Below are 21259 nucleotides of genomic sequence, written 5' to 3' on the forward strand. Positions count from 1 at the left end.
CGTTCGCCTCCGTTACATGATTGAAATGGCTGTTTCTCTCACTTTCCGTTCATTGACCTCCAAGCCGAGTCCCGGACCGTCGGGCACGAACAGATAACCGTCTTTAAATTCCAATTGATTGTGGAATAACGCCGACAGCTTCTCGTTATGTCCGGTAAACTCTTGATGATACATGGCATTGGATACGCTAGCGCAAAAGTGCAAGCTTGCGGCCGTTCCGATCGTCGGCTGGGTGTTATGGACGACGATGGGTTTGCTCCACGCTTCGCATAAGGCGGCAATTTTCTTGGCTTCCGTGATTCCGCCGCATTTGACCAAATCAGGCTGAATGATATCCGCTTTGCCATGCAGGATAAGGTCGCGGAATTGCCATAGCGTGTACTCATGCTCCCCCGCGCTGACCGGCGTATCAAGCGCGTCCGCGACCTGCGCCATGGTCAAATAATCGTATTGGGGCGTCGGCTCCTCGAACCATGCAAGACCGACATGCTCTTCCAGATAGCGTCCGATCTGAATGGCTTTATGCGCAGTATAGCCGTTGTTCGCATCGAAGCCGATTTTCACCTCGTCGCCTACCGCGGCGCGGATCGCTTTCATCATCGGAATAGCGGGATCGTTCGCGATCTCACCCTTTAACGGCCCATAATTCATGCGTAATTTAAGCACCGTAAACCCATTGTCCACCTGCTCGCTCATGATGCGGGCAACCTCATCGACCGTTGCTCTTCCATCCCATCCGTAGCTGTAATAAATGTTCACCCGATCCCGGAATCGTCCGCCTTGCAGCTGATAAATCGGTTTGTTCGTCGTTTTGCCGATAATGTCCCACATGGCCAGATCAATGCCCGATATCGCTTCCAGCTGCGCGCCGGACGGACCGAGCTTATAAGGTGCCAGCAGCATCTTCTGCCACAGCACTTCAACATCGAACGGATTGCCCCCGATCACATGCGGCTTCAATGCATGAACGGCCATGGCTTGAAGAACATGCCCGCCCATAGGCGAGCACTCGCCCCATCCGCTAATCCCTTCGTCAGTCTCCAATTTGATGAACAGACTGCCCCAAGGGAATAGGAACGTGGTCATGTCGGTTATCTTCATCGGATTACCTCCTTGTAGATCGAATATTAAATATTTTAAATATATTCTGATTTTAACCGCGAACTCCTCCACGTCTTCTGAATATGCAACTTTTGAACGAGGTGCAACGTTGTTCCCGCAGCCTTCCAAAATAACGAAAAAGCTGCCGGTCGTGCTTCGGCAGCTTCAAACTGGTGGAACGATTGCAGGTCATCGAACGTTATTTCGTAAAATAATGCCCTTGCTCCAGATCTGCGAGAAGCCCGTGCTGGACAGGCTTCCAGCCGAGCAGCTTCTTCGTCCCTTCGCTTGATCTTGCTAGGTCAAGCGACGCGACCATGCCTAGAAAACCAAAGACCGCCTGTGCTTCCTCAGGCGAAATGCTGGCAACCGGCACATTCGCATGACGGCCGATGACGCCGGCGATCTCGCTGAACGGAATGCCTTCGTCGTCCACGCCATCCAGCCGCGAGCCCGCAGGCGCGGATTCTACGGCGAGACGGTACAGAACCGCCGCATCCAAACGATGAATCGCCGGCCAGCGGTTGGAGCCGTCTCCGATATACGCCGAAGCGCCTCTTTCCTTGGCGATGCGGATTAATTGCGGCACGAAGCCTTTATCTCCTTCGCCATGAACGGACGGCGCAAGCGAGACGATCGATGCTCTCACGCCTTGTTCCGAAAACGAAAGCGCTGCATCCTCCGATGCTTTGCCGTTCGCGTGAGCAGTGATGACAAGCGGTTTACCGGAGCCCGCGAGCCCTTCTCCCATCGCTTCGACGGCGCGAAGATCAGCTGCCAGCGATGCGGCGAAATTCGAAAAATCGTGGTTGAATGCCAGATGAATCACGCCGTCCGAAGCGGCTGCGCTGCCGCGCAGCAATTCCAGATCATCGATAACGCCGCGAACCGCTTCGGCACCTAGGCTTTCTAATACGCGAGCCCCGCTCTCCGAACGGGTCAGCCCCATAACCTGATGGCCCGCGCCGATAAGTTCGCGAACCATGGCTGTACCGATATAACCTGCTGCACCTGTAACGAATATACGCATTTAATACGCCTCCTTAGCATTTGACGAAGCTAGGACTCCAGTCTAAACTATGAAGTAAACTCTAAGGCAAGCGTTCGGAGGCAGAAATTCATATGAAAATTCAAGAATTAGCAGACTTGATGGGTTTAACCCCCCACACCATTCGTTTCTACGAGAAGGAAGGCCTGCTCGACGGCAGGCATATTCAGCGAGAGAAGAATAATTACCGCAACTACGCGGACGAAGCAATCGGGCGGTTGAAGCTGATCAAGAAATTCCAAGGCATCGGCTGTTCGTTAGCCGAGCTGAAGACGATTTTGCAGGACCACGATACGAATGCACGCTCGAACCAAGAGGTTATTGAATGGATCCTTCAGAAGATCAATGAGATCGATCGCAAGAAGGACGAATACGATCAAATGCTGGTCACGCTGAATTGGATGCTTACGTACAGGAAACTACTGAATGAAGATCCGCAGCAAGCAGAAGTTATGATGGAGGAATTGCGTCTCCGAATGAACAGCTAACCGAAAGCAAAATAAAAAAACGTTGCACTGCACGGCAACGTTTTTTCTTGATCTTCATTGCATTAACATCGCCGTCAGGCTCCGCTTGAGCGAACCGCAGGGAAGTTCAGCGAAATGACTGCCCCGCCCTCGGCCCTGTTGCTGGCCGCGATTCGGCCGCCGCACCGTTCGACGATCGCGCGCGATATCGCGAGTCCGAGCCCTGTCTCTCCGTCCTTGCCTTTCACGAAGCGGTGAAACAAATGCGGGAGCAGATTTTCCGGGAACCCTTTGCCGTCGTCCGCGACCTCGAGGGTAACCCGTCCCTCTTCAATCCCGACTTCGATGACGATGACGCGCTTCGCGTAACGCGCCGCGTTCGATACGATATTCAGGAGCGCCTGCAGCAGCTTGTCACGGTCGGCGCTAACCGTCAGCCACTGCTCATGCCCCTCTTCCTTGTACACGGTTCGAAGCTCTTGCCCTTTGGCCGACAGCAGCGGATTGATGCGTTCGATGGTCTCCGTCACGATCTCCCGGACGCCCACGGATGACGTCTGGAAAATATCCTCCTCGCTGTCGAGCTTCGCCAGCAGGGTCATCTCCGTCACGATTTTCTTGAGCCTGCCGCTCTCGCTTAAGATGATATCGAGTCCTTTGCGCGAGCTCTCGCCTTCGAAGACGCCGTCCCGGATGCCTTCCGCGTAGCCGGCGATCGACATGAGCGGCGTCTTCAGCTCGTGGGAAGCATTTTGAAAGAATTGCTTCTGCGCGCGGTTATGCCGCTCCAGTTCGGCGGCCAGTTCGTACACGGTCCGCGCCACGGCTCCGATCTCCCCTCCGGCTTTCACGAGTCCGACTTCGCCGAACTGCCGTTTCCGGACCTTGCTTAGTTCTTCCCGCAGCTTCATAAGCGGTCGAATGAGCTTGCGCGTGATCAACACGCTGAGAAGCAGCGCGAGCGAACCGCCGATGCCGAGCACGATCAGCAGCCTTCGGAGCAGGTCCTGCTCGACGGCCCTGACCTTGCTGAGCGGCGTCATCAAGGTCAACGTGCCTTGCGGAACCGCGCTTACGTTAACGATGTAATCTTTGGCCTCGGCTGCTTTCATAATCGTCTTCACGTTCGCGGCGGTCAGCTGTCCGCTGGGCATCGTGGCTCCTCGTGCGACACTCGTGGTCGTGGATAACCGGAAGGTATTGTTGTTCTGCAGCACCGTGCCCGTCTCGTCTGCCAGGTAGGCTTCGACGCCGATCGGGGCTGCGAGCGTAACGTTCGCGGGCGCTGCCTGCGCAGTGACGGCAATTGGCCCCTGAGCCGTCAATTGTCCGGCCTGAACGGCCAGCGATGAGGCCATCGACGTACCAGCCGATCGAAGCTCCTGCTTCTCCGTCGAGATGAAATGGTCCATGAGCACGTAATGAATCGATACCGCCGTAACGCCTAGAACGACGACTAGCAGCAAGGCGAAGGCCAGGTTAATTTGATGCAGCAGCTTCATGCTTCTTCCCCTCCGCCGGAACGTAATCGGTACCCATGTCCCCAGACCGCCTCGATCGGCAGTTGGTCGGCCTTCTTGCGCAGCCGCTTAATGAGGTGATCCACAGCGCGGTCGCTGCCGAAATAATCGTCGCCCCATACCCGGACAAGCAGTTCCTCCCTCGTGAACGCGCGATTCGGATGCTCCGCGAACACCCGCAGCAGGTCGAATTCCTTGAACGTCAAATCCAGCTCTTCCTTCCCTAGCAAAGCACGCCGCTCGTCCGGCAGCATGCGCAGCGCGCCGACGTCAACGACGTTCAATGCTGCCATTGCCGCTGCCGCCTGCTCCTCGGCCGGACGCAGCTTGTACCACCGCTGCAGCTGGCGTTTCACGCGGGCGACGAGTTCGCGCGGACTGAACGGCTTGACGAGATAATCGTCGCTGCCCAGTTCCAGACCGAGGATTTTGTCGACTTCGTTATCTTTGGCGGAAATCATAATAATAGGCACCTCCGCTTCGTTTCGGATGCGCCGGCACAGCTCGTATCCGTCCATGCCGGGCAGCATGATGTCCAGCACCCACAGATCCGGCGGATCGTTCCGCCATAGCTCCAAAGCTTCCTCCGCGGTGCCAAGCCCGACCGTTTGAAATCGTTCTTTATGCAAATAAGCCTCCACAAGGCCTCTAATATTCGCGTCGTCGTCCACGACGGCGATCGTATACTCGTTCAAGGTGATACCTCCCGCTTACCGAATCTTCATCCATTATATCAACTCCGATTCCCCCGTAAGCCCTGTGCCATCGTTTTTCCACATTTTCACCAATGGGCTGCCACACTTGTTCGATAGGATTAGAACTGCAAGAACCAATAATCCTTTAGGAGTGTGTGAATCATGCAAAACAAACGTACCGTCACTAAAATCGCCGCCATCGCCCTTATGCTAACGGCCGTAGCCAGCCCGATCGTCGCGAATGCCGCAACCGTCCCGCTGTCGAACATCTATGCCACTGCGCTGACCGAAGCCGGCGAAGGCGTCGCGCTTCCGGTCACGGGCACCCTTGCCGCGACCAAAGCCGTCGCATTGGCCGATCCACTGGAGCTTGCGAAACAATATGCTCCGGATACGGAAGCGGAGTGGAAGAAGACGCTCGCCGCATTCGACAAGCTCGTTAAGTCCGACGTCACGTTTACAACAACTTCCGGCCCTCTTCACGGGGAAGTTTACGCGACTGGACAAGCGGTCCAAGTAACCGGCGCGTGGACTAGCGCGTCGGTAAGCGGCGCCGCGATGACGCAAGCAACGCTCGCATCGTCGCCGCAGAGCGTTACGATTACCAAGATCGTCGACGGCCGGCTGCAGAAGGCGGCCGATCTCGCTCCGGATTTCAAAGCAGCCAGCATGACAACCGCCCAAGCGATTCCAGTTTCCGGCGTTGACGTCCATTTCGACGGTGATTTCAAGGATGCCGCCAGCAAGTCCGGAACGCCTGTCAAATCCGCAACGATCGCGATCCAAGCGAGCCCCATCGACAACCCGCTCTTCAACGGCCAAATCGAATTGAGCAAAGCGGCGGAATCCAAAGACGCCGAAGCGATCAAACAGGCGCTGTCCAAGCTCCTCGAGCTGTACAAGGCTGAAATCGAGAAGCTGCAGCAGGCGGAATAAGCATTGGCAAACAGCCTAATCAGAAGAAATGGCAGCCGCTATGGCTGCCTTTTCTTCTTGGCTATCGTGCCCGTATAAGTGCGAATGTTTAACAACTTGCTAGAGAATAATGCATCCCCAGCTCAATCCCGCTTCTACCCAGCTTGTTTTTTCCTAGCGGGAGCGGTAAGAGATTCATGGCTGATTTTGCATAGCCTTTACCTTGATGTTTCCTGTCAATGGAGAATGCCCGCAGAAAAAGTGCGTTATCGTTTTCGGAGAAATCAATGATTTCGCAGCTATAATGCAAGACCAAGAAACCAACGGGTTCATCCTCGATAAGTATGACAACAGGAAAACCATTTTTATCTTGGAAGAAATCAAGGGCTTTACTGGGCAAGAAAACAAAACCCACTTGTAATTCGTCCAAAGTAAACCTTCTGATTTCCGATTCCCATACTGCATTTAAGAACGCTAGGCGACAAGTCATTGTTTCTCCTCCGCTTAGGCTGCTTCTTAATGATTTATTAATTCAATAAAACTAACCATTCAGAAAATGGCAGCCACTAAGTCAGTTGCCATTTTCTTTATATTTGTTTGAACTATCTTTCCCCGGCAGCTGAACCCATAAGAATTCGTTTCGCATATGACTCCCAGTCGGCTTCATCCGTGTTTATCTCGATCGTTGGAATTATCGACTGTTTCGTACAGGTTCGAAGTTTGTCCTGTCCTTCTAAGAAGTTATGACATGCTTCACTTACTGTAGTGTGATTCCCCATCACATAGGACTTCCAAGCTTCGCCGCGACTTTCAATAAACCTAGGCGCAACGGCATCTTGGGACAAGGTTAAGAGCACGCAGCGTGCATTCATCTTGAATAGACGTTTTTCCAGCGACTCGATTTCCGGGGAAACTTCAAACGCGGCCCTATGATTGGCATGAAACCTCTCGAAAAGAAAGAGTATACCGTTCGATGGTTTTGAATGCCCTAGTGAATGAATCCAATCGTATTGCCGTTCCAGATAATCAACATGACGACTCAGAAGCGAAAGATGTTCATCCTTATCCATGGATCTTAAGACACCCTGGTATGAATGCAGAACCTGCGAATAGTGTTCGCTCAGTGCAATGATCGTTTTTTCACAATGCTCCGTCTGACTTTGCAATCTCTTTATTGCAAAAAATAATGATGTTTTTCCTACGGTTGACATCCCTTCGATAATTATTCCCCGAATCATATCGCTGCTCTCCCAGCCATTTAGATTACCCACGAACACATGCCGCCAGCTCCCAGCAGATTTTCGGCTTCCCATAGCGATGCATGTCCGTTTCCGTCAAAACCTCGATCGCCCATGCGTCAAATAACTGCTCTAAGTCTGCTTTGTCAAAAAATCCTTTCCGACGCCCCTCATTTAAAATAGTGCAGGATAATTTAACCACTTCTCCCAATCTACTCTTCCTTGAACTCGTAGTAAGCGATAAAAGAATCGATATGGAATTCTACACAACTCCAAGTCAGGCAGCGATAACTGTTTCTGATACGCATTTTTAAATACATCCGCGGAATCCTTATTCATAATATATTCCAGACCAATGAAATCGAGCTCCCTTGGACCTAATACATAAACTTCAGTATCTACAAGACCTGTAATTACCTCACGATTCGTTATAAATTGCGAGGCGTCCATATCGACCAAAATGAATGATGCATGAGTTGGAGCAGGTATGTCCTTGAGTATGGCAATCATTTGAGGCAGTAATTGTTGCGCTTGAATGTCATCTTTATAGAATAAGCCAACGATCTCGCTCATCGTATCACTCAACGCATGATGGAAATTTTGTATGGAAGATCTGAAACTTCCGGAAGCAGTCCCTACGAAATCAGATTTGAATGCATGAATACTTGCTATTCCCCGACCTAAACTTTCAACTAATGTTTCTGGCTGATCTACGAAAGAACGGCAAACCACCCCGTCTAGTTTCTCTACAACGATATATTGTTTATCGTCCCTGCTTCCTTTCCTAATTACTCTTGGAACAGGAAGTAAGCTGAATTCCCTCAAGGTGTTATTAATGTACTCCATCTCATGAACATTTCTGGGGTCAACTCCGAACAATTTATTACATCCGTGCCAAAAGTCGTTATTAGGTCGCTCTACCATTTTTGTTGTTCGTACAACAACCTCTTCGTTCTCTGTTTGTACCAACCACACATCGCTTGCATGATCCTCATATCCAGGACTTAATTCCGACTGTTGAATGATTGGGTCCTTAAATAAAAACTGCAAGTTCTCAAGGTTCATACGGTTGCCCGCCTATGTAAATTTCAATCGACCCGGCCGGCCGGATCTCCTCTTGTTTCACATACAAGTATTCATTCTTCTTGTAGAGAACATAATAAAGCATCGTGAATGGATGAAAGTAGTCGAATCCGCCAATCCGGCAGCCGGTTCGAAACAGCAGCTTCTCCCCCTCGGCAATCGTAAAAGGCAACCGGGCGCTCCCGCACCAGTCGATGGTAAGCTGCAGCTCATGCTGACCCGGCTCTATGTCGATCCGTACATTCTCTCCGTCCTTGATTGCCCCCACCCTTACGTCGTTGAGCAAGATCGTATACTCCCGGATCCGATTCACCCATTGAGACTTCCTCGCGATTTCAATCGCAGCCGTCATCGAATACCCTCCCAAACCTTCAATCTGCGTTACCTAAAAATGGTACCACATGCTGGTATTAATGGATACTTCATCCTCCCCGTAATATCTACCAGCATGCATTCCTCTGAAAAATATGTTTTAATAGACCAAAGGAGCGTGATAACTGTGGACATCCAGTCGTTTCTCTTCCCTAAACACGAAGTTTCGTATCTCACGACGTCAGCCACGATGAAGGACGCCTTAGATAAACTTGAAGGTTGCCATTATACCGCCATTCCGATCCTTGACGAAGACGGCTTATATTACGGAACGCTGTCCGAAGGCGATCTGCTATGGAAGATGCGGGCCACGCCGGGTCTCGACTTCGATACGATGCACGAAATTCCCATTGTCTCCATCAAGAAACGAATGAAAGTCGAATGCGTCGCGATCGGTGCCGAACTGGACGATATGCTGGCCCTTGCGGCCGATCAGAACTTCGTTCCGGTCGTGGACGACGAACGCGTCTTCCTGGGTATCATTCGCCGTAAAGATATCATCGAATACTATACGAGGAACATAACGGACTAACCGAAAGACCCATCATGCTCGCATGATACGGGTCTTTTTTGTTCGCCGTAAGCAGCAAAAAAGGCAACCGAATATCGGCTGCCTTCCGCGAATTATTGTAGAACGAGATCGTTAAAATTTCGAATCCGATACGTAGTAAATTTTCTGCGTATTTTGTTTGTTGACCGGGTCCGAAACGACCGTGAAATAAACGTTGCCGTTCTTGGTCTGGACGCCCTCGATTTCATGTTTTCCGACATTCGTAATTTTCACAAGCGTTTTGTAGGCGCCCGTGTTGGACATCATCGCAATCTGCGGCGTCTGGCCTTCCGCGCCGCCCGACGTATAGATTTCCGTTTTACCGAGCAAATCGAGACCCTGGAAAGATCCGTTCGGCCTGATGATCGCGCTGCCCGACTGCTTAAAGCTGGCCACGCAGGCGCTTTTCGCCGCCTTGCTGTCCAGGCGTACCTGTTCGCTGCCGTCCAGGAGCTTGTTCAGCGCCGCGGTGTTATAGATGGACCAAGCGACGGTGCCTTCGGACGTTTGCACGCGGAAGATCGTATAGACGCTGTTGCCGCCGCCGTCGACGCGGTAGGTCGTGCCTAATCTCGTTCCGGTTTTGTCGGCATAGTTCATATACGTGATGCGATGGAGATCCGTATAATCCACGGTTTTGCCGGACGCGTACCGAAGTCTTGCTACCTGCAGCGACCAGTTATACTTGGTGGACGGATCCGCTTTCGAGCTCATATAGAAATAATCGATGCCTTTGTACGTGTACATATCCAAGGTTTGGCAGTGCCCGGAATTGGTGATCGTCATTTCATCCACGTAGGTGGCGTTCTTACCGTTCATGAGCAATCTGGAAAGATAACACTTCCCCCCGCTCCGCTGCGTGACGTAGACATACTTGGATGCGATGTAAGCTTTCTGTACGGCCGCATTGTGCTTAAGACCTTTGAGATTGTAAGCGAGCGTTGCCGAAGCGTTCGCCGTTCTCCCCGGAGAAGCCGCGAATGCGGGCAATACGGACATGCCAAACATGCAAATGGCGAACATGAGAGACGCGACTAGTTTTAATCGTCCTTTGCGATATCGGCTTGCTTGCGCTTGAAACATGGGTTACCTCCTCGTAAATGGTTCTTATAGTCGGATGAGCGGACTGCTACCCTTATATACCCCATTTTCACAAAGATAACCTGCAAATTTATCAAAGCCTGAATTTCCCCTCTGCATTACGTACAGGAAACATTTGGATCCGCGTATAATCTTAATCAAACAGCTGACCATAAAAGGAGCTCTGCACGGCTATCCTCTTACAGGTCATCCGCTTATGGTCGCTGATCCTTGTAATCGATTTTCTGATCAGCTTCAGTTATACGTTTTGGCCACGCAGATCGAAGAAATAAGTCCGCTCGAACGGTTCCCGCGCGCCCTTCCGCCGCCCGGCGCTGGCGGCCGAGCGCAGCCAGCAGCAGGAATGTCAGCGCAGCCAGCGCGATAATAACGGCGAGCGACCATCGCATGGTCTCGACGCTTGCGTCGCCCGGCGCAGCGCCTCCTCTTGCGAAATGTTCTTGGAGCGATTGGTATAGCGTACCGATGACCGCGATGCCGATCGCCTGCGCGACTTGCGTGAACGTGCTGAGCACGCCCGATGCCGCACCGGCATGCGGGCCTTGAACGCCTGCGAGCACGGTATGAATGAGCGGCGACGCCACGGCGCCCTGGCCGAGCCCCGCGATCAGAAGCGGCACGAACAATTCGCCGATGCCGAGTCCGGTAAGTCCGCCAAGGACCGCTATCACAAGCAGATAGCCGATGGCCATCAGAAGCGCGCCGACCAGCAGCACCTTGTTGCCCCAGCGTTTCTTCAGCATCGGTCCGAGCAAGGATGCCGTGAAGTACCCGATGCCCATCGGGATGAAAGCATAAGCCGACTGCAGCGGTTCCGCGCCGCGTCCCATTTGCATGAAGATCGACAGAATCAGATAGAGCGCGGCATTGCCGCTATAGAAGGCGAGCGCGATGACCATGCCGATCCGGAAAGAACGGTCCCGGAACAGCGTCATCGGCAGCAGCGGCGAAGCACCGCGACGGAGCAGCCCGTTCTCGTAACGGACGAAGCCTGCAATAACGGGCAATGCGACGACAAGGCTAATAAACGTCCACAAGGGCCAGCCTTCCTCCCGTCCAACGACGAGCGGATAGATAAACAAACCAAGTCCGATCGTCAGCAGCCCGACGCCGACGAGATCGATCCGCTTCCGTTCGGAAGCCCGCGATTCTTGAAGCAGCAGCACGGCAGCGACGAACGCGAGGATGCCGACCGGGATGTTCACGAGAAACACGAGCCGCCAGCCCAGCCCCCACCAATCCGCCTTCAGCAGCAGTCCCCCCGCAATTTGGCCCGCGATGGCGCCAAGCCCGAGCACGCCTCCGTAAATGCCGAGCGCTTTGCCCTTCTCTTCAGCAGGGAACATGACTTGAATGATCGAGAGCACTTGCGGCACCATCGCCGCGGCGGATATGCCCTGCGCGATCCGAGCGGCGATGAGCATTTCCGCCGATCCGGAGAAACCGCACCAGGCAGATGCGGCGACGAATCCCGCAACGCCGGACAGAAACATCGCTTTCCGGCCGAAGAGATCGCCCATCCTTCCTCCCGTGACCAGCAGCACGGCATAACCTAACACATAAGCGGCAACAACGAGCTGCAATTTGGCAAAATCCGCATGCAGCCCCTCTTCGATCGACGGCAGCGCGACATTGACGATAAACGTATCCAACACCACCATGAACGTAGCCAAGATGACGATGGAGAGCGACAGCCACCTTCTAGCATCGAGCACGGGTCCGACATTGCCGGGTTGATTCATGCTTTACACCTCTTTCGGATAATGGCCGCCGATTGACAGCAAACGGAGCCTTGTTTAAAATGAGAGAGACAGATCTGTCTCATTCCTAATGAGGATGATACAGACAGATCTGTCTCATGTCAATCGGTTCATGTGCCATTTTCAAAATAAAAATATTCGCAACGGGCAGGTGACTCGCTTATGGAAAAGAAAGAAACCGCGAAAGAACGCATTCTGCGGGTAGCGGACGAGTTGTTTTACCGCGAGGGCGTGCGGGCGGTCGGCATCGACCGGATCATCCAGGAATCCGGCGTGGCCAAAGCCAGCTTCTATCGGAACTTCGCGACCAAAGACGATTTGGTCGTGGCGTATCTAGAACTTCATCGCGAACGGATGATGGGACACATCGAGCATGCCAGGCAGCAATATCCGGATTCCGTTCTTGCGCAGCTCCGCTACCTTGTGGAATATATCGGGCAGCGCATGCTGCGCCCCGCCTACAGAGGCTGCGCGTTCATGAACACGGCCGTGGAGTTCCCCGAGACCGATCATCCCAGCCATATGAAGGCGCTCCTAAGCCGGAACGATGTCTGGGACCATGTCGAGGAAATGGCCAATGAAGCCGGATTGCCCAAGCCCCGGGAACTGGCGGAACAGCTGCGCATGCTATGGAGCGGCGCCGCCATGGTCGCCTATATCAACAAAGCGGAATTCAAACCGGCCTTGTTCTCCGATGCCGCCAATGCCCTGATCGACAGTCAGCTCGCCGCCGCCGCAACGTGAACGATGCTGCACCAATGAAATGACGAAGAGCATCTATCGCCCTGAACGGGAGAGAGATGCTCTTCGTCGTGTAATTAACGCTTATTTTTAGGCAACCGGCCAGTCCACCGGATTATCCGATAGGATAGCATCCGCCATTTCCCACTGTTTGAGGCTGTTTGCTTGCACTTGAACGACAATGAAATACAAATCTTCGGTACCGCTATTACGAAGCGCGCGTTCTCCTTCGGGACCCACCCGAACCGCAGTGCCTTCCCTTACTTCAAAAATTCGCCCATCCACCTGAAATTGGCCCCGTCCGCCCGTGAAGACGTATAGCTCCTCATTTTCACGGTGCTTGTGGTAGAACGGGACTGCTCCTCCGCTCGGCAATTGGTTAAGAGAAACCTCCATGCCTGTCAGCCCAAGCCTGTCCTTGAGGTAGCATTTTCCTGGCGGCCCTTCCGGTGCTTGTAGGAGACCATCGAAGGGTCCCGCGTTCATAACCGTGAAATTCGTTCCGTTCATTAGGCGATTCCACCTTTCTGAATACGCTCACTTGCATCTCAGACCGATTGCGGATTGGGATCTCCGGCAGCAGCTTGCAGCCGTTTCATAAAGTGGGTCCAGCCTTTCACATGCGATTCGACCTCTTCCGAAGGCAAATCGTAATGGGTCAAGATCAAGAGCGTGCCATGATCCTGAGCGTGCAATCGGAATTCAAGCTTGCTTGATCCCGGAGGTACGAGCTTGGACTTCTCCCAGCCCCATGACAAGACGACTTTCTCATTAGGGATGATCTCCAAGTATTCCCCCATTGCGATGTCATTCCCGTTGAGGTCGATTCGGAACTTGCCGTTCAGTTTAGGCTCCAGCAAAACATGCTGGCCCATCCAGCGCTTCATTTTGTCGGCATCCGTAAAAAAAGAAAACAATGTCTCCGGTCGGCATTCGATAAATATTTCCTTTACGAGTTTATCATTGGCCTGCGTGTTCATCGGATATTCGATTTCTCCTCTCTTCTTCTTCCGCCGCTTGCTTCAAGCGCAGCAGACTGTCATCCCAATAACGGTCGATGTACTGCTTTAAATCGGAGAAGCCCTCCCTCCTCATTCGATAGTACCGTTTCGTTCCCGCTTTCCGGATCAAGACGAGTCCGGATTCTTCAAGAACTTTGAGATGCTGGGAAATTGCCGGGGCGGTGATGTTAAAATGAGATGCGATGTCGCTCGATGGGAGCTCCCCGTTCTGAATGAGAGACAGGATGTCTCTGCGACGAGGTTCGGCCAGAGCATGAAGTACTTTATCTATCATACTAATAATGTAGCATACACTTAATTAAGTGTAAACTACATTTATGTTTGTCCTTAAAATGAATTAAAAACAGCAATAGCCATGAACGAGAAATCAAGTTCTGGGCCCGCTGCCGTTTAGTTGAATTATCGTGAATCGTTTGGCTTAATCGTCACAGATTCAGCCTGTTTTCCCGGAATTTCCTTTCATCGAACGACCTAATTTTAATACTTTAGCGAAACCCTGAAAGAAGTCGCTCCAGAACGTTTTGACGAGGAACCTTACCAAAGTAAAGCCTAGCGAAATAGCGATTATAAACACGAATAGTTTTAACCCTGTTTCTATGGATGTCATTGAACTTCAGCGCCTCCTTCTCCATGATAAGTTCAGTTTCCCGCTGCTCCATCCGTCATGATCAGATCCAGATCCGGCGGAATATATCCTTTCATCCGTCCCATGGCGGCAATCTGCCCCTTGTGATGAAACTCGTGCGTCACCGCGTGCGTGAAGAGCCACAGCGGCGTAGCTGCGTACTTGTCTCCGCTATACTGTCCTTCGATTCGCGTCTCGGTCATCCCTGCATAGCGATCCAAAAATTCGCAAACCAATTGATCCGCTTCCGCGAATATACCGCGCATCGCGGCCACGTTCATAATCGTTTCCAAATGCCAATTGAACGTCCGCCCCAGACCGAATTCTCCGATCCAATAAGCATAGCATTCCGCAACATGGAAATGCATCCCGCGTATCGACCCGCGGCCATACTGCTCCACTTCCGATATATAAGCATCGTCCGTCATTTGCTCGCAATAGCTGAACAGTATCTCACGCGTACGTCGCACATAATCGTATTGTTTCCGCAATAGCTCCATCCCGCTGCTTCCTTCCCTATGTAGAATCCACGCTGTCCCTATTATAAAAATGGAACAATCGATTTAATCCAGTATGCCGCAGGCAGCAGGATAAGTTGTGCCAATAGCGTCCCGCCAAGCCGTGATAGCATCAATGCGCCAAAAACGCCGTTAATCGACGTCAATTTCGCCTCTCGTCGAAGCACTTTATCCGTCAATAATGCCACGTGCGGGTCAATCAATAGCGTCAACATGATGGTAGCCAAGCCGTTTATTAAACCGGATGCTTGCGAGGCTCCCGTACTATAATGGCCAGGCAAATAAGAAGCATACAACGCGGCCAGGACGCCGACCGTGTAGATGGCCGTCACGCCGCAGTTCATAAGCATGAATCGCTTTGGCAGCCCGTTATCCAAGATCCTTCTCGCCATTTCCCATTTCGGCATGCGCAAATAATAGAAGAAGTTCAAGATCCGTCTGGATCCCAGTAATTTCTTTGCCATCCTTGGAATTGAACCCGCTTGTTCTAAATGAGCAACCATGCGACCGGAGAGCGCTACGACCGATGGGTATAAGGCGATTGCGATCAGCGTGCCGATCGATGCGGCCAACAGAATGATACGGAAACTATCTATGAGGTGTATTCCGGCCTGTTGCCTGGCAAGATCCACGATCTTCCCCGTCATTGTACCTTGCGCGATATTGGACGTTCTTGAAACCAGTACAATCATGCCCGTTAACGAGAGCGCGATAGCTAATTTCCCCGTTCGAATACCGGCCATTCGTACCGCATAAGAGAGCGTCTCCGCTGCGTGAATGATCAGCGTAAGCGACGAAATCAATATCATTCTTTCAATCATTGCTATACCTCCTATTGTAACCTCCTCCATATCATAATAAAGGCGATCATTTCCAAAAAGTGAAACTTATTGCACCGTTATTTCATATAATCTCCTTCTGCGAACGAAAAAAGGAACAGCTGCATAGGCAAGCTGTTCCTCCCTGGATGGTATATCATGACGGGAATGAAGGTTGCGCATTTCTCGCGCGAATGGCTTCTTCCGTTTGCGGGACAAGGAACTCCACGCCGAATTTCGCCGCTCTTGCTTGCACTTCCTCGATGAAAGGGCGGAAACTCAAGGTCACCGATCCATTCGTATCGATAATCCCGTAGTCCCCGGAATCCCTGACGAAAATATGATCATTAAAGAAGGTCAACGGTTTCGTCACTTTCGGCTGTTCGCCCCAAACCGTCTCTAGGCCGGCATTTAAATACTTGGCCAGCGTACTCGAGGAATTGCCCTAGCTTGGAACCGTCAGCTTGCCTTCCCAGACAAGGCTCATATAGCCGTTCTTTAACTCGTAATAGAAGATGCTGCCGTTCAATTGGAAATAGTACTTGGAATAATCGTTTTCCGGAAATATGTAGCTGTTCGCATGGCCTTCGGGATGTTCGGGAGAACTATAAAAGCTGATTTTAGGCATACGAACGACGGCTAACCTTGCTTGCGCTAAGTCTCCGCTTCTTATCTGCCCTTGTACAGTTGGATCCGGAGTAACGACAACCAGTCCGTTGTTCTTCGCATCCCAATCCACAACGGCTCCGAACTGCTCGCCGATAAAGCGAAGCAGCACGTAAATGGTATTCCCTTTGACGACAAGGGGCGCGGCTAATTTCAGTTTTTCTTTATTTTGACCGCAATCGTACTGCCGACCGTCAGAGATAAACGATCCTTCGTTGACCGGTTTAGGATGAAGACCGTTTTGGTTGCCCCTCCCAAATCACTTGATTCCCTAATGATTCCACCGTACGAATCGGAACATAACTCATCTGGTTGCTAATCAAAGGCGAAGGCGAATCCGTCAACAAATTTCCGTTTACATTCAGCCGAAGAGGATTGGCAGCGCTCGCAGCGCCGCTAAATGCAACCAAGAGGAACAGTCCGGCAATGATTGAAAATGAGGATCTTTTCAAGTCCATCCACCCTTTTCCTTTTTCCGTTTAGACGCTTCCAACAGGCAATAGGTTTCAACCGGCTGATCGAATCCTGCCGCCATCAAGTGTAGCGAGCCGGACATTTGGGCATAGTATCAAGAAATCCCGAATTCCTCCAGTGGTAGGTGACATGATTTCCATGCCGTCAACGGATAGCTTCGCCACGCGAGAAAATGCCATTCGCATAGCCAGTTCGGACCTTCAGTACAACGAACAAACGCTCAGAGCCCTATTCGAGCATTGTTCGGATGTGGTTTTTCGCAGCGTGGCCTTGCAAGATAACGCCAAACTGCTGCTTGTATACGTCGACGGCATGATCGATAAAGAGCTCGTGCAGTCCAGTATCTTGAAGCCCTTGATGTATGACGGACTTCCCCAAGGGCTGCGAACATTGGACAGCTTGGCCCAAATGTGCAACCTGCAGCTTGTTGCGGCCCTGCAGACCAAGCGAATATCCGTATTCGATGAGGTTGCGGATCTGATATTGAAAGGCAGCGTAGCCTTCCTCGCGGAAGGCGAATCCTCCATCCTCCTGGCCGATGTATCGCAATTCGAATCCCGTGCGATCGAAGAGCCTTCGACGGAAGCCGCGCTTCGCGGAACCCGCGAAAGCTTTACCGAGGAGCTGCGGACGAATACGACGATGCTAAGGCGGATTATCGTGACGCCGGGGCTGAAGATGGAATCGTTTCAAATCGGCAAATTGACGAAAACAGAAGTCGTTCTCTCCTATATCGACGGGGTTGCCTCCCCCTCCTTGATCGATCAAGTGAGGACAAGAATCGAGGCTATCGATATCCAGAGCGTCTTGGAATCCGGCTATATCGAAGAATATATCGAAGACACCAACTATTCGCCGTTTCCGCAAACGCAGAGCACCGAACGGGCCGATGTCGTGTCCGCAGGATTGCTGGAAGGGAGATTAGCCGTCTTCGTTAGCGGCTCCCCGATCGTCCTTGTCGTGCCGATGACCTTCTGGGACGGGCTTCAAGCTCCGGACGATTACTACGAACGCTTCCTGTACGTAACCATGAACCGTTGGATCCGGTATTTGTTCGCACTCTTCTCCATTCTGTTTCCTTCGATCTATATCGCGCTGATCACTTATCATCCGGAGATGGTGCCGCCGAAACTGATGCTCAGCATTACGGCCCTCAGGGAGCAATCCCCTTTCCCGACGGTCATCGAGGTATTCATCATGGAATTCATGTTTGAAGGATTAAGGGAAGCCGGCATACGCCTTCCGCAGCAAATCGGTCCGCTCGTCAGCATCGTGGGCGCCTTGGTCATCGGTCAAGCGGCCGTGCAAGCCGGAATTATATCGGCGCCCATCGTGATTGTCGTGTCGGCGGCCGGTATATCATCCTTCGTCATTCCGCGTTACCGGTTCGGCTATCCGTTCAGAATGTTGAGATTCCCGCTGCTGCTCCTGTCCGGGTGCTTCGGCCTGTTCGGCGTCGCTCTTGGATTAATCTTGATTCTCGCTCACTTGATTCAATTGACTCCGCTGGGTTCGCCTTATCTGGAGCCGATTGCCCCAGCGAAGGAGAACAAGCTGCTGAATGTTCTGATACGAAGACCTAGGAAGCGGACGAGCTAACGGAAGCGCCTGAATGGTAAGGTGGTTAATGGATGAAGAAAGCAATGATTCTCCTGTGTTTATCGCTGCTGTCTACTGTGACCGGCGGCTGCTGGAACCTTAAGGAGCCCAACCAGCTTGCGATCGTTATCGCAGGCGGGCTGGACGCGAACAAGGATGGAAGACTGGTAGTCAGCTCGCAGATCGCGATCCCTGCCGGTTTGAACAGCCAGAGTACCGGGGCCAGCAACAATCGAAGCTTCGTGGTCGTGAGCGCCCTTGGCAAGGATTTCATGGACGCGGGCCAGAATCTGCAGACGCAGCTCTCCCGCTCCTTGTTCTATGCCCACCGCCAGACGATTCTGATCGGCCAGCGAATGGCGGAACAGGGATTGGCGAAACAAGGCATTCGCAGGTATCTGGACATGATCGTTCGCAATCCCAAGTCGGAAATCCGATCCGTCATTTGGGTCGTGAAGGGCGGAGAGGCAAAGGATATCTTGGCAACGAAGCCGACCTTTGATCCGTTAATCAGCACGGCCTTGAGCAGCATTCAGATGTCCCTCGGAATGAAGCCGTATTACTTCAGAGAATTTCTAGGGGATGCGTTGAAAAACGGAGGCGCTGTCCTGTTGCCGGCCGTCAGCGGCAATTCCTCCGGCACGAAATTCAACTATTCGGGAGCGGCGGTGCTGAATAAGGAAAACGGACTTCGGCTAAGCGGATTTTTAAAGCCCGTCGAATCGTACTATGCGAATTGGATTACGGGAAGGCAGAAAATGTTTACCATCACTGCGCTTCAAAGTCAGGGCGGCAGCAGCATCAGCATAAGGGTGAAGCCGCTTAGGAACCGCATCGACATTGACAAGGGCCCGCAAGGCATTCGCGTGCATATCCGATTACGAGGCTCCGGAGACATTGTAGAGAACAATACTTTGCTCGACCCGTCTAGCGCCAAGGATCTCCAAACCATTCAAAACCGATTAAGCAAGGAAGCCGAACAACGGGTCGCCAAACTGATCGATCTAGCCCAGAAGCAGTATAAGGTGGATTTTCTCGGCATCGGCGAGCTTGTGCACCGCAAGTATCCGCGCGAATGGAAGTCGTTGCAGAAGAACTGGAACGATACATTCATCACGCTTCCGATTACGTCAGAGGTGCGGATTCGCTACCAGGATCCGGGACAGACGAATGCTGCGATATGACGCGAGCTTCTTGATGGAAGCGAGAAAGGAAGGGAGAAATGAAACTATCGGGCTGGCAATTATTCTGGATCGTTGCGACCGCAGAGATTGTGATGGCTGTCTGGCTGCGAATCTCCCCTGACGTGGAAATGGCCAAACAAGACGCTTGGGTATCGATGCTTATAGCATGCATCATAGGCGTGTTCATTACCTATCTGGTCGTCAAAGTCGGAATGAAGCATCCCGGCAAGACCTTGGCTCAATTCAGCCAAGAGATCCTAGGATCTTGGCTCGGCAAAATCGTGCTCCTGCCCTATTTCACGGCATGGTTTATTTTATCGGGAGACGTGCTCCGCTCCTTCGCCGACTTCATCCATCTGATCCTGCTGGACAAGACGCCGGTATGGTTGCTGATAACGCTGCTCTTGGGCGCTGCCATCTATTTAACGGGAACGAGCGGCATTACGGGAATCGGGCGCTTCTGCGAAATTGCGGGACCCGTGACGATACTCACGCTGCTGCTCAGCTTCCTGCTTAATGCAGGCAATGTGAAACGGAGTAATATACTGCCGTTATTCGGCGATGCGAGTCTCTCGGAAATTTCGAGGGCCTCCTTAGCCCCGGCCTCGTTCTTGGCAGAATCGTTCATGCTGCTGGTCCTGCTCTCGTTCGTATCGAGCCCCAAGCATGTCATGCGCAAGTCTTTAACAAGCGTTCTGTTTACGGGAATCGTATTGGCGGTAACCACGGTTATGGTGCTGCTGGTATTCGGTCCGTTGGTGACCCAAGATTTCAGGTTCCCCTACTTTATGCTGGTTCGGTCGATCGACATCTTGAACTTCGTTCAGAATCTGGATATCCTGGTCATCTTTATTTGGATCTTCGGCGTATTCGCCAAAATCTCGCTGTATCTGTTCATCACCAGCTACGAGATGGCTCATTGGCTCCATGTCAAGTCTTGGAAACGGCTGATGTGGTTCAGCGCTCCGGTCATCTTCATCATTGCCATGGTTATTCCCAATGAAGCAAGCATTCTTCTGCTTCAGAAGCTGTGGGAAACCATCGTTATTCCGGTATGCGCAATCGCCATTCCGTTATGTCTATGGATCGTGACTTCCGTGAAAGGCAAAATGGTCAAAACCGAATAAGCGAGAGGCTGATCACGCAAAAAAACCCGCTTAAATAGCGGATTTAAATGTCACTATGCTCTTGTCTGTTCACGCTTCATGTTACGATGAGCCCATCATCCGACTTTAATCGAAGCTTTCCTGCGCGTCCGTATGGATAATAAGATCTGATGAACGACGATCACGAGTATACCAACGTTAATGGACAAATCGGCGATATTCATAATACCTTGGCCGGATCCGAATTGCAGGAAGTCCGTCACTTTGCCGAACATTAACCGCTCCACGCCATTTCCGGCCGCTCCCGCCACGAGGAACGCTAAGCCGACATCCATCCAACGGTGCTTCACGGCTTGTTTATTCCGATAGTAGATGACCATCACGATGAAAACCACGGCGAGCACGCCGAACATTCGTCCGTAGCCTTGAAACGAACTGCGGGCTGCACCGGAGTTCTGATAATAGGTAAACTGCAGCATGCCTTCCCGAAACGGATGCGTATCTCCAACCTTCATATTCAACCGCACGATCAGTTTCGTGATTTGATCCACAATCGTCATAAACAGCGCTATCCAATAAAAGATTGCAATCACCCGCTTCCCGCTTCCGCGTATACCTATATCATACAAATGATTGCCCGTATGCACAACCACGCG

General features: G+C 52.0%; 25 protein-coding genes. 7 read left to right on the top strand and 18 right to left on the bottom strand.

All coding sequences use genetic code 11. From position 1 onward, the window contains the following. Window positions 1-12: 12 nt before the first annotated feature. Together GZH47_RS01495 and GZH47_RS01500 are read right to left on the bottom strand one after the other, a co-directional pair. Window positions 13-1101 (bottom strand): mandelate racemase/muconate lactonizing enzyme family protein, encoded by a 1089-nt coding sequence (locus GZH47_RS01495; protein WP_162638207.1) that lies wholly within the window; start codon window positions 1099-1101, stop codon window positions 13-15. A 199-nt stretch (window positions 1102-1300) separates the two neighbouring features. Beyond that, the gene (locus GZH47_RS01500) at window positions 1301-2131 is read right to left on the bottom strand and encodes an SDR family oxidoreductase (RefSeq protein ID WP_162638208.1); all 831 of its coding nucleotides are present in this window, start codon (window positions 2129-2131) and stop codon (window positions 1301-1303) included. A gap of 92 nt (window positions 2132-2223) precedes the next feature. Between GZH47_RS01500 and GZH47_RS01505 the strand changes: the two genes are divergently transcribed. Further along, window positions 2224-2637, top strand: coding sequence for a MerR family transcriptional regulator (locus GZH47_RS01505; RefSeq protein ID WP_162638209.1), 414 nt, complete (start codon window positions 2224-2226; stop codon window positions 2635-2637). 74 nt (window positions 2638-2711) lie between these two features. Here GZH47_RS01505 and GZH47_RS01510 read toward each other — a convergent pair whose 3' ends face one another. Next, the gene (locus GZH47_RS01510; RefSeq protein WP_162638210.1) at window positions 2712-4118 is read right to left on the bottom strand and encodes a sensor histidine kinase; all 1407 of its coding nucleotides are present in this window, start codon (window positions 4116-4118) and stop codon (window positions 2712-2714) included. Beyond that, the gene (locus GZH47_RS01515; RefSeq protein ID WP_162638211.1) at window positions 4115-4831 is read right to left on the bottom strand and encodes a response regulator transcription factor; all 717 of its coding nucleotides are present in this window, start codon (window positions 4829-4831) and stop codon (window positions 4115-4117) included. Before GZH47_RS01515 ends, GZH47_RS01510 begins: the two co-directional genes overlap by 4 nt. A 162-nt stretch (window positions 4832-4993) precedes the next feature. Between GZH47_RS01515 and GZH47_RS01520 the strand changes: the two genes are divergently transcribed. Then, window positions 4994-5767, top strand: a complete 774-nt coding sequence (locus tag GZH47_RS01520; RefSeq protein ID WP_162638212.1) for a hypothetical protein — start codon at window positions 4994-4996, stop codon at window positions 5765-5767. Between the two features lie 88 nt (window positions 5768-5855). Here GZH47_RS01520 and GZH47_RS01525 read toward each other — a convergent pair whose 3' ends face one another. The 4 genes from GZH47_RS01525 to GZH47_RS01540 form a co-directional block, all read right to left on the bottom strand. Further along, entirely contained in the window at window positions 5856-6176 is a 321-nt protein-coding gene (locus tag GZH47_RS01525; protein ID WP_162638213.1) for a GNAT family N-acetyltransferase, read from the bottom strand. A gap of 172 nt (window positions 6177-6348) precedes the next feature. After that, window positions 6349-6984: a hypothetical protein gene (locus tag GZH47_RS01530; protein ID WP_162638214.1), complete on the bottom strand. Its 636-nt coding sequence runs from the start codon at window positions 6982-6984 to the stop codon at window positions 6349-6351. A gap of 174 nt (window positions 6985-7158) precedes the next feature. After that, the gene (locus GZH47_RS01535; RefSeq protein WP_162638215.1) at window positions 7159-8049 is read right to left on the bottom strand and encodes a phosphotransferase; all 891 of its coding nucleotides are present in this window, start codon (window positions 8047-8049) and stop codon (window positions 7159-7161) included. After that, window positions 8039-8419, bottom strand: coding sequence for a hypothetical protein (locus GZH47_RS01540; protein ID WP_162638216.1), 381 nt, complete (start codon window positions 8417-8419; stop codon window positions 8039-8041). Before GZH47_RS01540 ends, GZH47_RS01535 begins: the two co-directional genes overlap by 11 nt. 147 nt (window positions 8420-8566) lie before the next feature. On the opposite strand from GZH47_RS01540, the gene GZH47_RS01545 reads away from it, so the two are divergent. After that, window positions 8567-8971, top strand: a complete 405-nt coding sequence (locus GZH47_RS01545) for a CBS domain-containing protein (RefSeq protein WP_162638217.1) — start codon at window positions 8567-8569, stop codon at window positions 8969-8971. A 111-nt stretch (window positions 8972-9082) separates the two neighbouring features. Here the strand turns inward: GZH47_RS01545 and GZH47_RS01550 are convergent, their stop codons facing one another. Next, window positions 9083-10012, bottom strand: coding sequence for a hypothetical protein (locus GZH47_RS01550; protein WP_404823828.1), 930 nt, complete (start codon window positions 10010-10012; stop codon window positions 9083-9085). A 272-nt stretch (window positions 10013-10284) separates the two neighbouring features. Further along, window positions 10285-11832, bottom strand: coding sequence for an MFS transporter (locus tag GZH47_RS01555; RefSeq protein WP_162638219.1), 1548 nt, complete (start codon window positions 11830-11832; stop codon window positions 10285-10287). 180 nt (window positions 11833-12012) lie between these two features. On the opposite strand from GZH47_RS01555, the gene GZH47_RS01560 reads away from it, so the two are divergent. Then, window positions 12013-12594, top strand: coding sequence for a TetR/AcrR family transcriptional regulator (locus GZH47_RS01560; RefSeq protein WP_162638220.1), 582 nt, complete (start codon window positions 12013-12015; stop codon window positions 12592-12594). A gap of 87 nt (window positions 12595-12681) precedes the next feature. Here GZH47_RS01560 and GZH47_RS01565 read toward each other — a convergent pair whose 3' ends face one another. The 7 genes from GZH47_RS01565 to GZH47_RS33980 all read right to left on the bottom strand — a co-directional run bounded on the left by GZH47_RS01565 (window position 12682) and on the right by GZH47_RS33980 (window position 16442). Continuing rightward, entirely contained in the window at window positions 12682-13101 is a 420-nt protein-coding gene (locus GZH47_RS01565; protein ID WP_162638221.1) for a cupin domain-containing protein, read from the bottom strand. A 38-nt stretch (window positions 13102-13139) separates the two neighbouring features. After that, complete coding sequence (locus tag GZH47_RS01570; protein ID WP_162638222.1) at window positions 13140-13571, bottom strand: SRPBCC family protein; 432 nt, start codon at window positions 13569-13571, stop codon at window positions 13140-13142. After that, a complete protein-coding gene (locus tag GZH47_RS34565; protein WP_162638223.1) occupies window positions 13552-13887 on the bottom strand; it encodes an ArsR/SmtB family transcription factor in 336 nt (111 codons plus the stop codon). Before GZH47_RS34565 ends, GZH47_RS01570 begins: the two co-directional genes overlap by 20 nt. Window positions 13888-14252: 365 nt before the next feature. Beyond that, on the bottom strand, window positions 14253-14738 hold the full coding sequence (locus GZH47_RS01580; protein ID WP_162638224.1) for a DinB family protein: 486 nt from the start codon (window positions 14736-14738) through the stop codon (window positions 14253-14255). Between the two features lie 41 nt (window positions 14739-14779). Next, window positions 14780-15577 (bottom strand): lipid II flippase Amj family protein, encoded by a 798-nt coding sequence (locus GZH47_RS01585; protein ID WP_162638225.1) that lies wholly within the window; start codon window positions 15575-15577, stop codon window positions 14780-14782. Between the two features lie 154 nt (window positions 15578-15731). Continuing rightward, complete coding sequence (locus GZH47_RS33975) at window positions 15732-15947, bottom strand: hypothetical protein (RefSeq protein WP_225446318.1); 216 nt, start codon at window positions 15945-15947, stop codon at window positions 15732-15734. Window positions 15948-16019: 72 nt separating this feature from the next. Next, entirely contained in the window at window positions 16020-16442 is a 423-nt protein-coding gene (locus GZH47_RS33980; RefSeq protein WP_225446618.1) for a stalk domain-containing protein, read from the bottom strand. A 410-nt stretch (window positions 16443-16852) separates the two neighbouring features. Between GZH47_RS33980 and GZH47_RS01595 the strand changes: the two genes are divergently transcribed. Genes GZH47_RS01595 through GZH47_RS01605 form a run of 3 tightly spaced genes read left to right on the top strand, consistent with a single transcriptional unit; the run spans window position 16853 to window position 20624 of the window. Continuing rightward, complete coding sequence (locus tag GZH47_RS01595) at window positions 16853-18313, top strand: spore germination protein (protein WP_162638226.1); 1461 nt, start codon at window positions 16853-16855, stop codon at window positions 18311-18313. 32 nt (window positions 18314-18345) lie between these two features. Continuing rightward, complete coding sequence (locus GZH47_RS01600) at window positions 18346-19497, top strand: Ger(x)C family spore germination protein (RefSeq protein ID WP_162638227.1); 1152 nt, start codon at window positions 18346-18348, stop codon at window positions 19495-19497. 38 nt (window positions 19498-19535) lie between these two features. Beyond that, window positions 19536-20624, top strand: a complete 1089-nt coding sequence (locus GZH47_RS01605; protein ID WP_162638228.1) for a GerAB/ArcD/ProY family transporter — start codon at window positions 19536-19538, stop codon at window positions 20622-20624. Between the two features lie 95 nt (window positions 20625-20719). Here GZH47_RS01605 and lspA read toward each other — a convergent pair whose 3' ends face one another. Further along, a complete protein-coding gene (gene lspA, locus GZH47_RS01610; protein ID WP_318653403.1) occupies window positions 20720-21256 on the bottom strand; it encodes a signal peptidase II in 537 nt (178 codons plus the stop codon). Window positions 21257-21259: the final 3 nt, after the last annotated feature.

Source organism: Paenibacillus rhizovicinus, assembly GCF_010365285.1.
GTDB lineage: Bacteria > Bacillota > Bacilli > Paenibacillales > Paenibacillaceae > Paenibacillus_Z > Paenibacillus_Z rhizovicinus.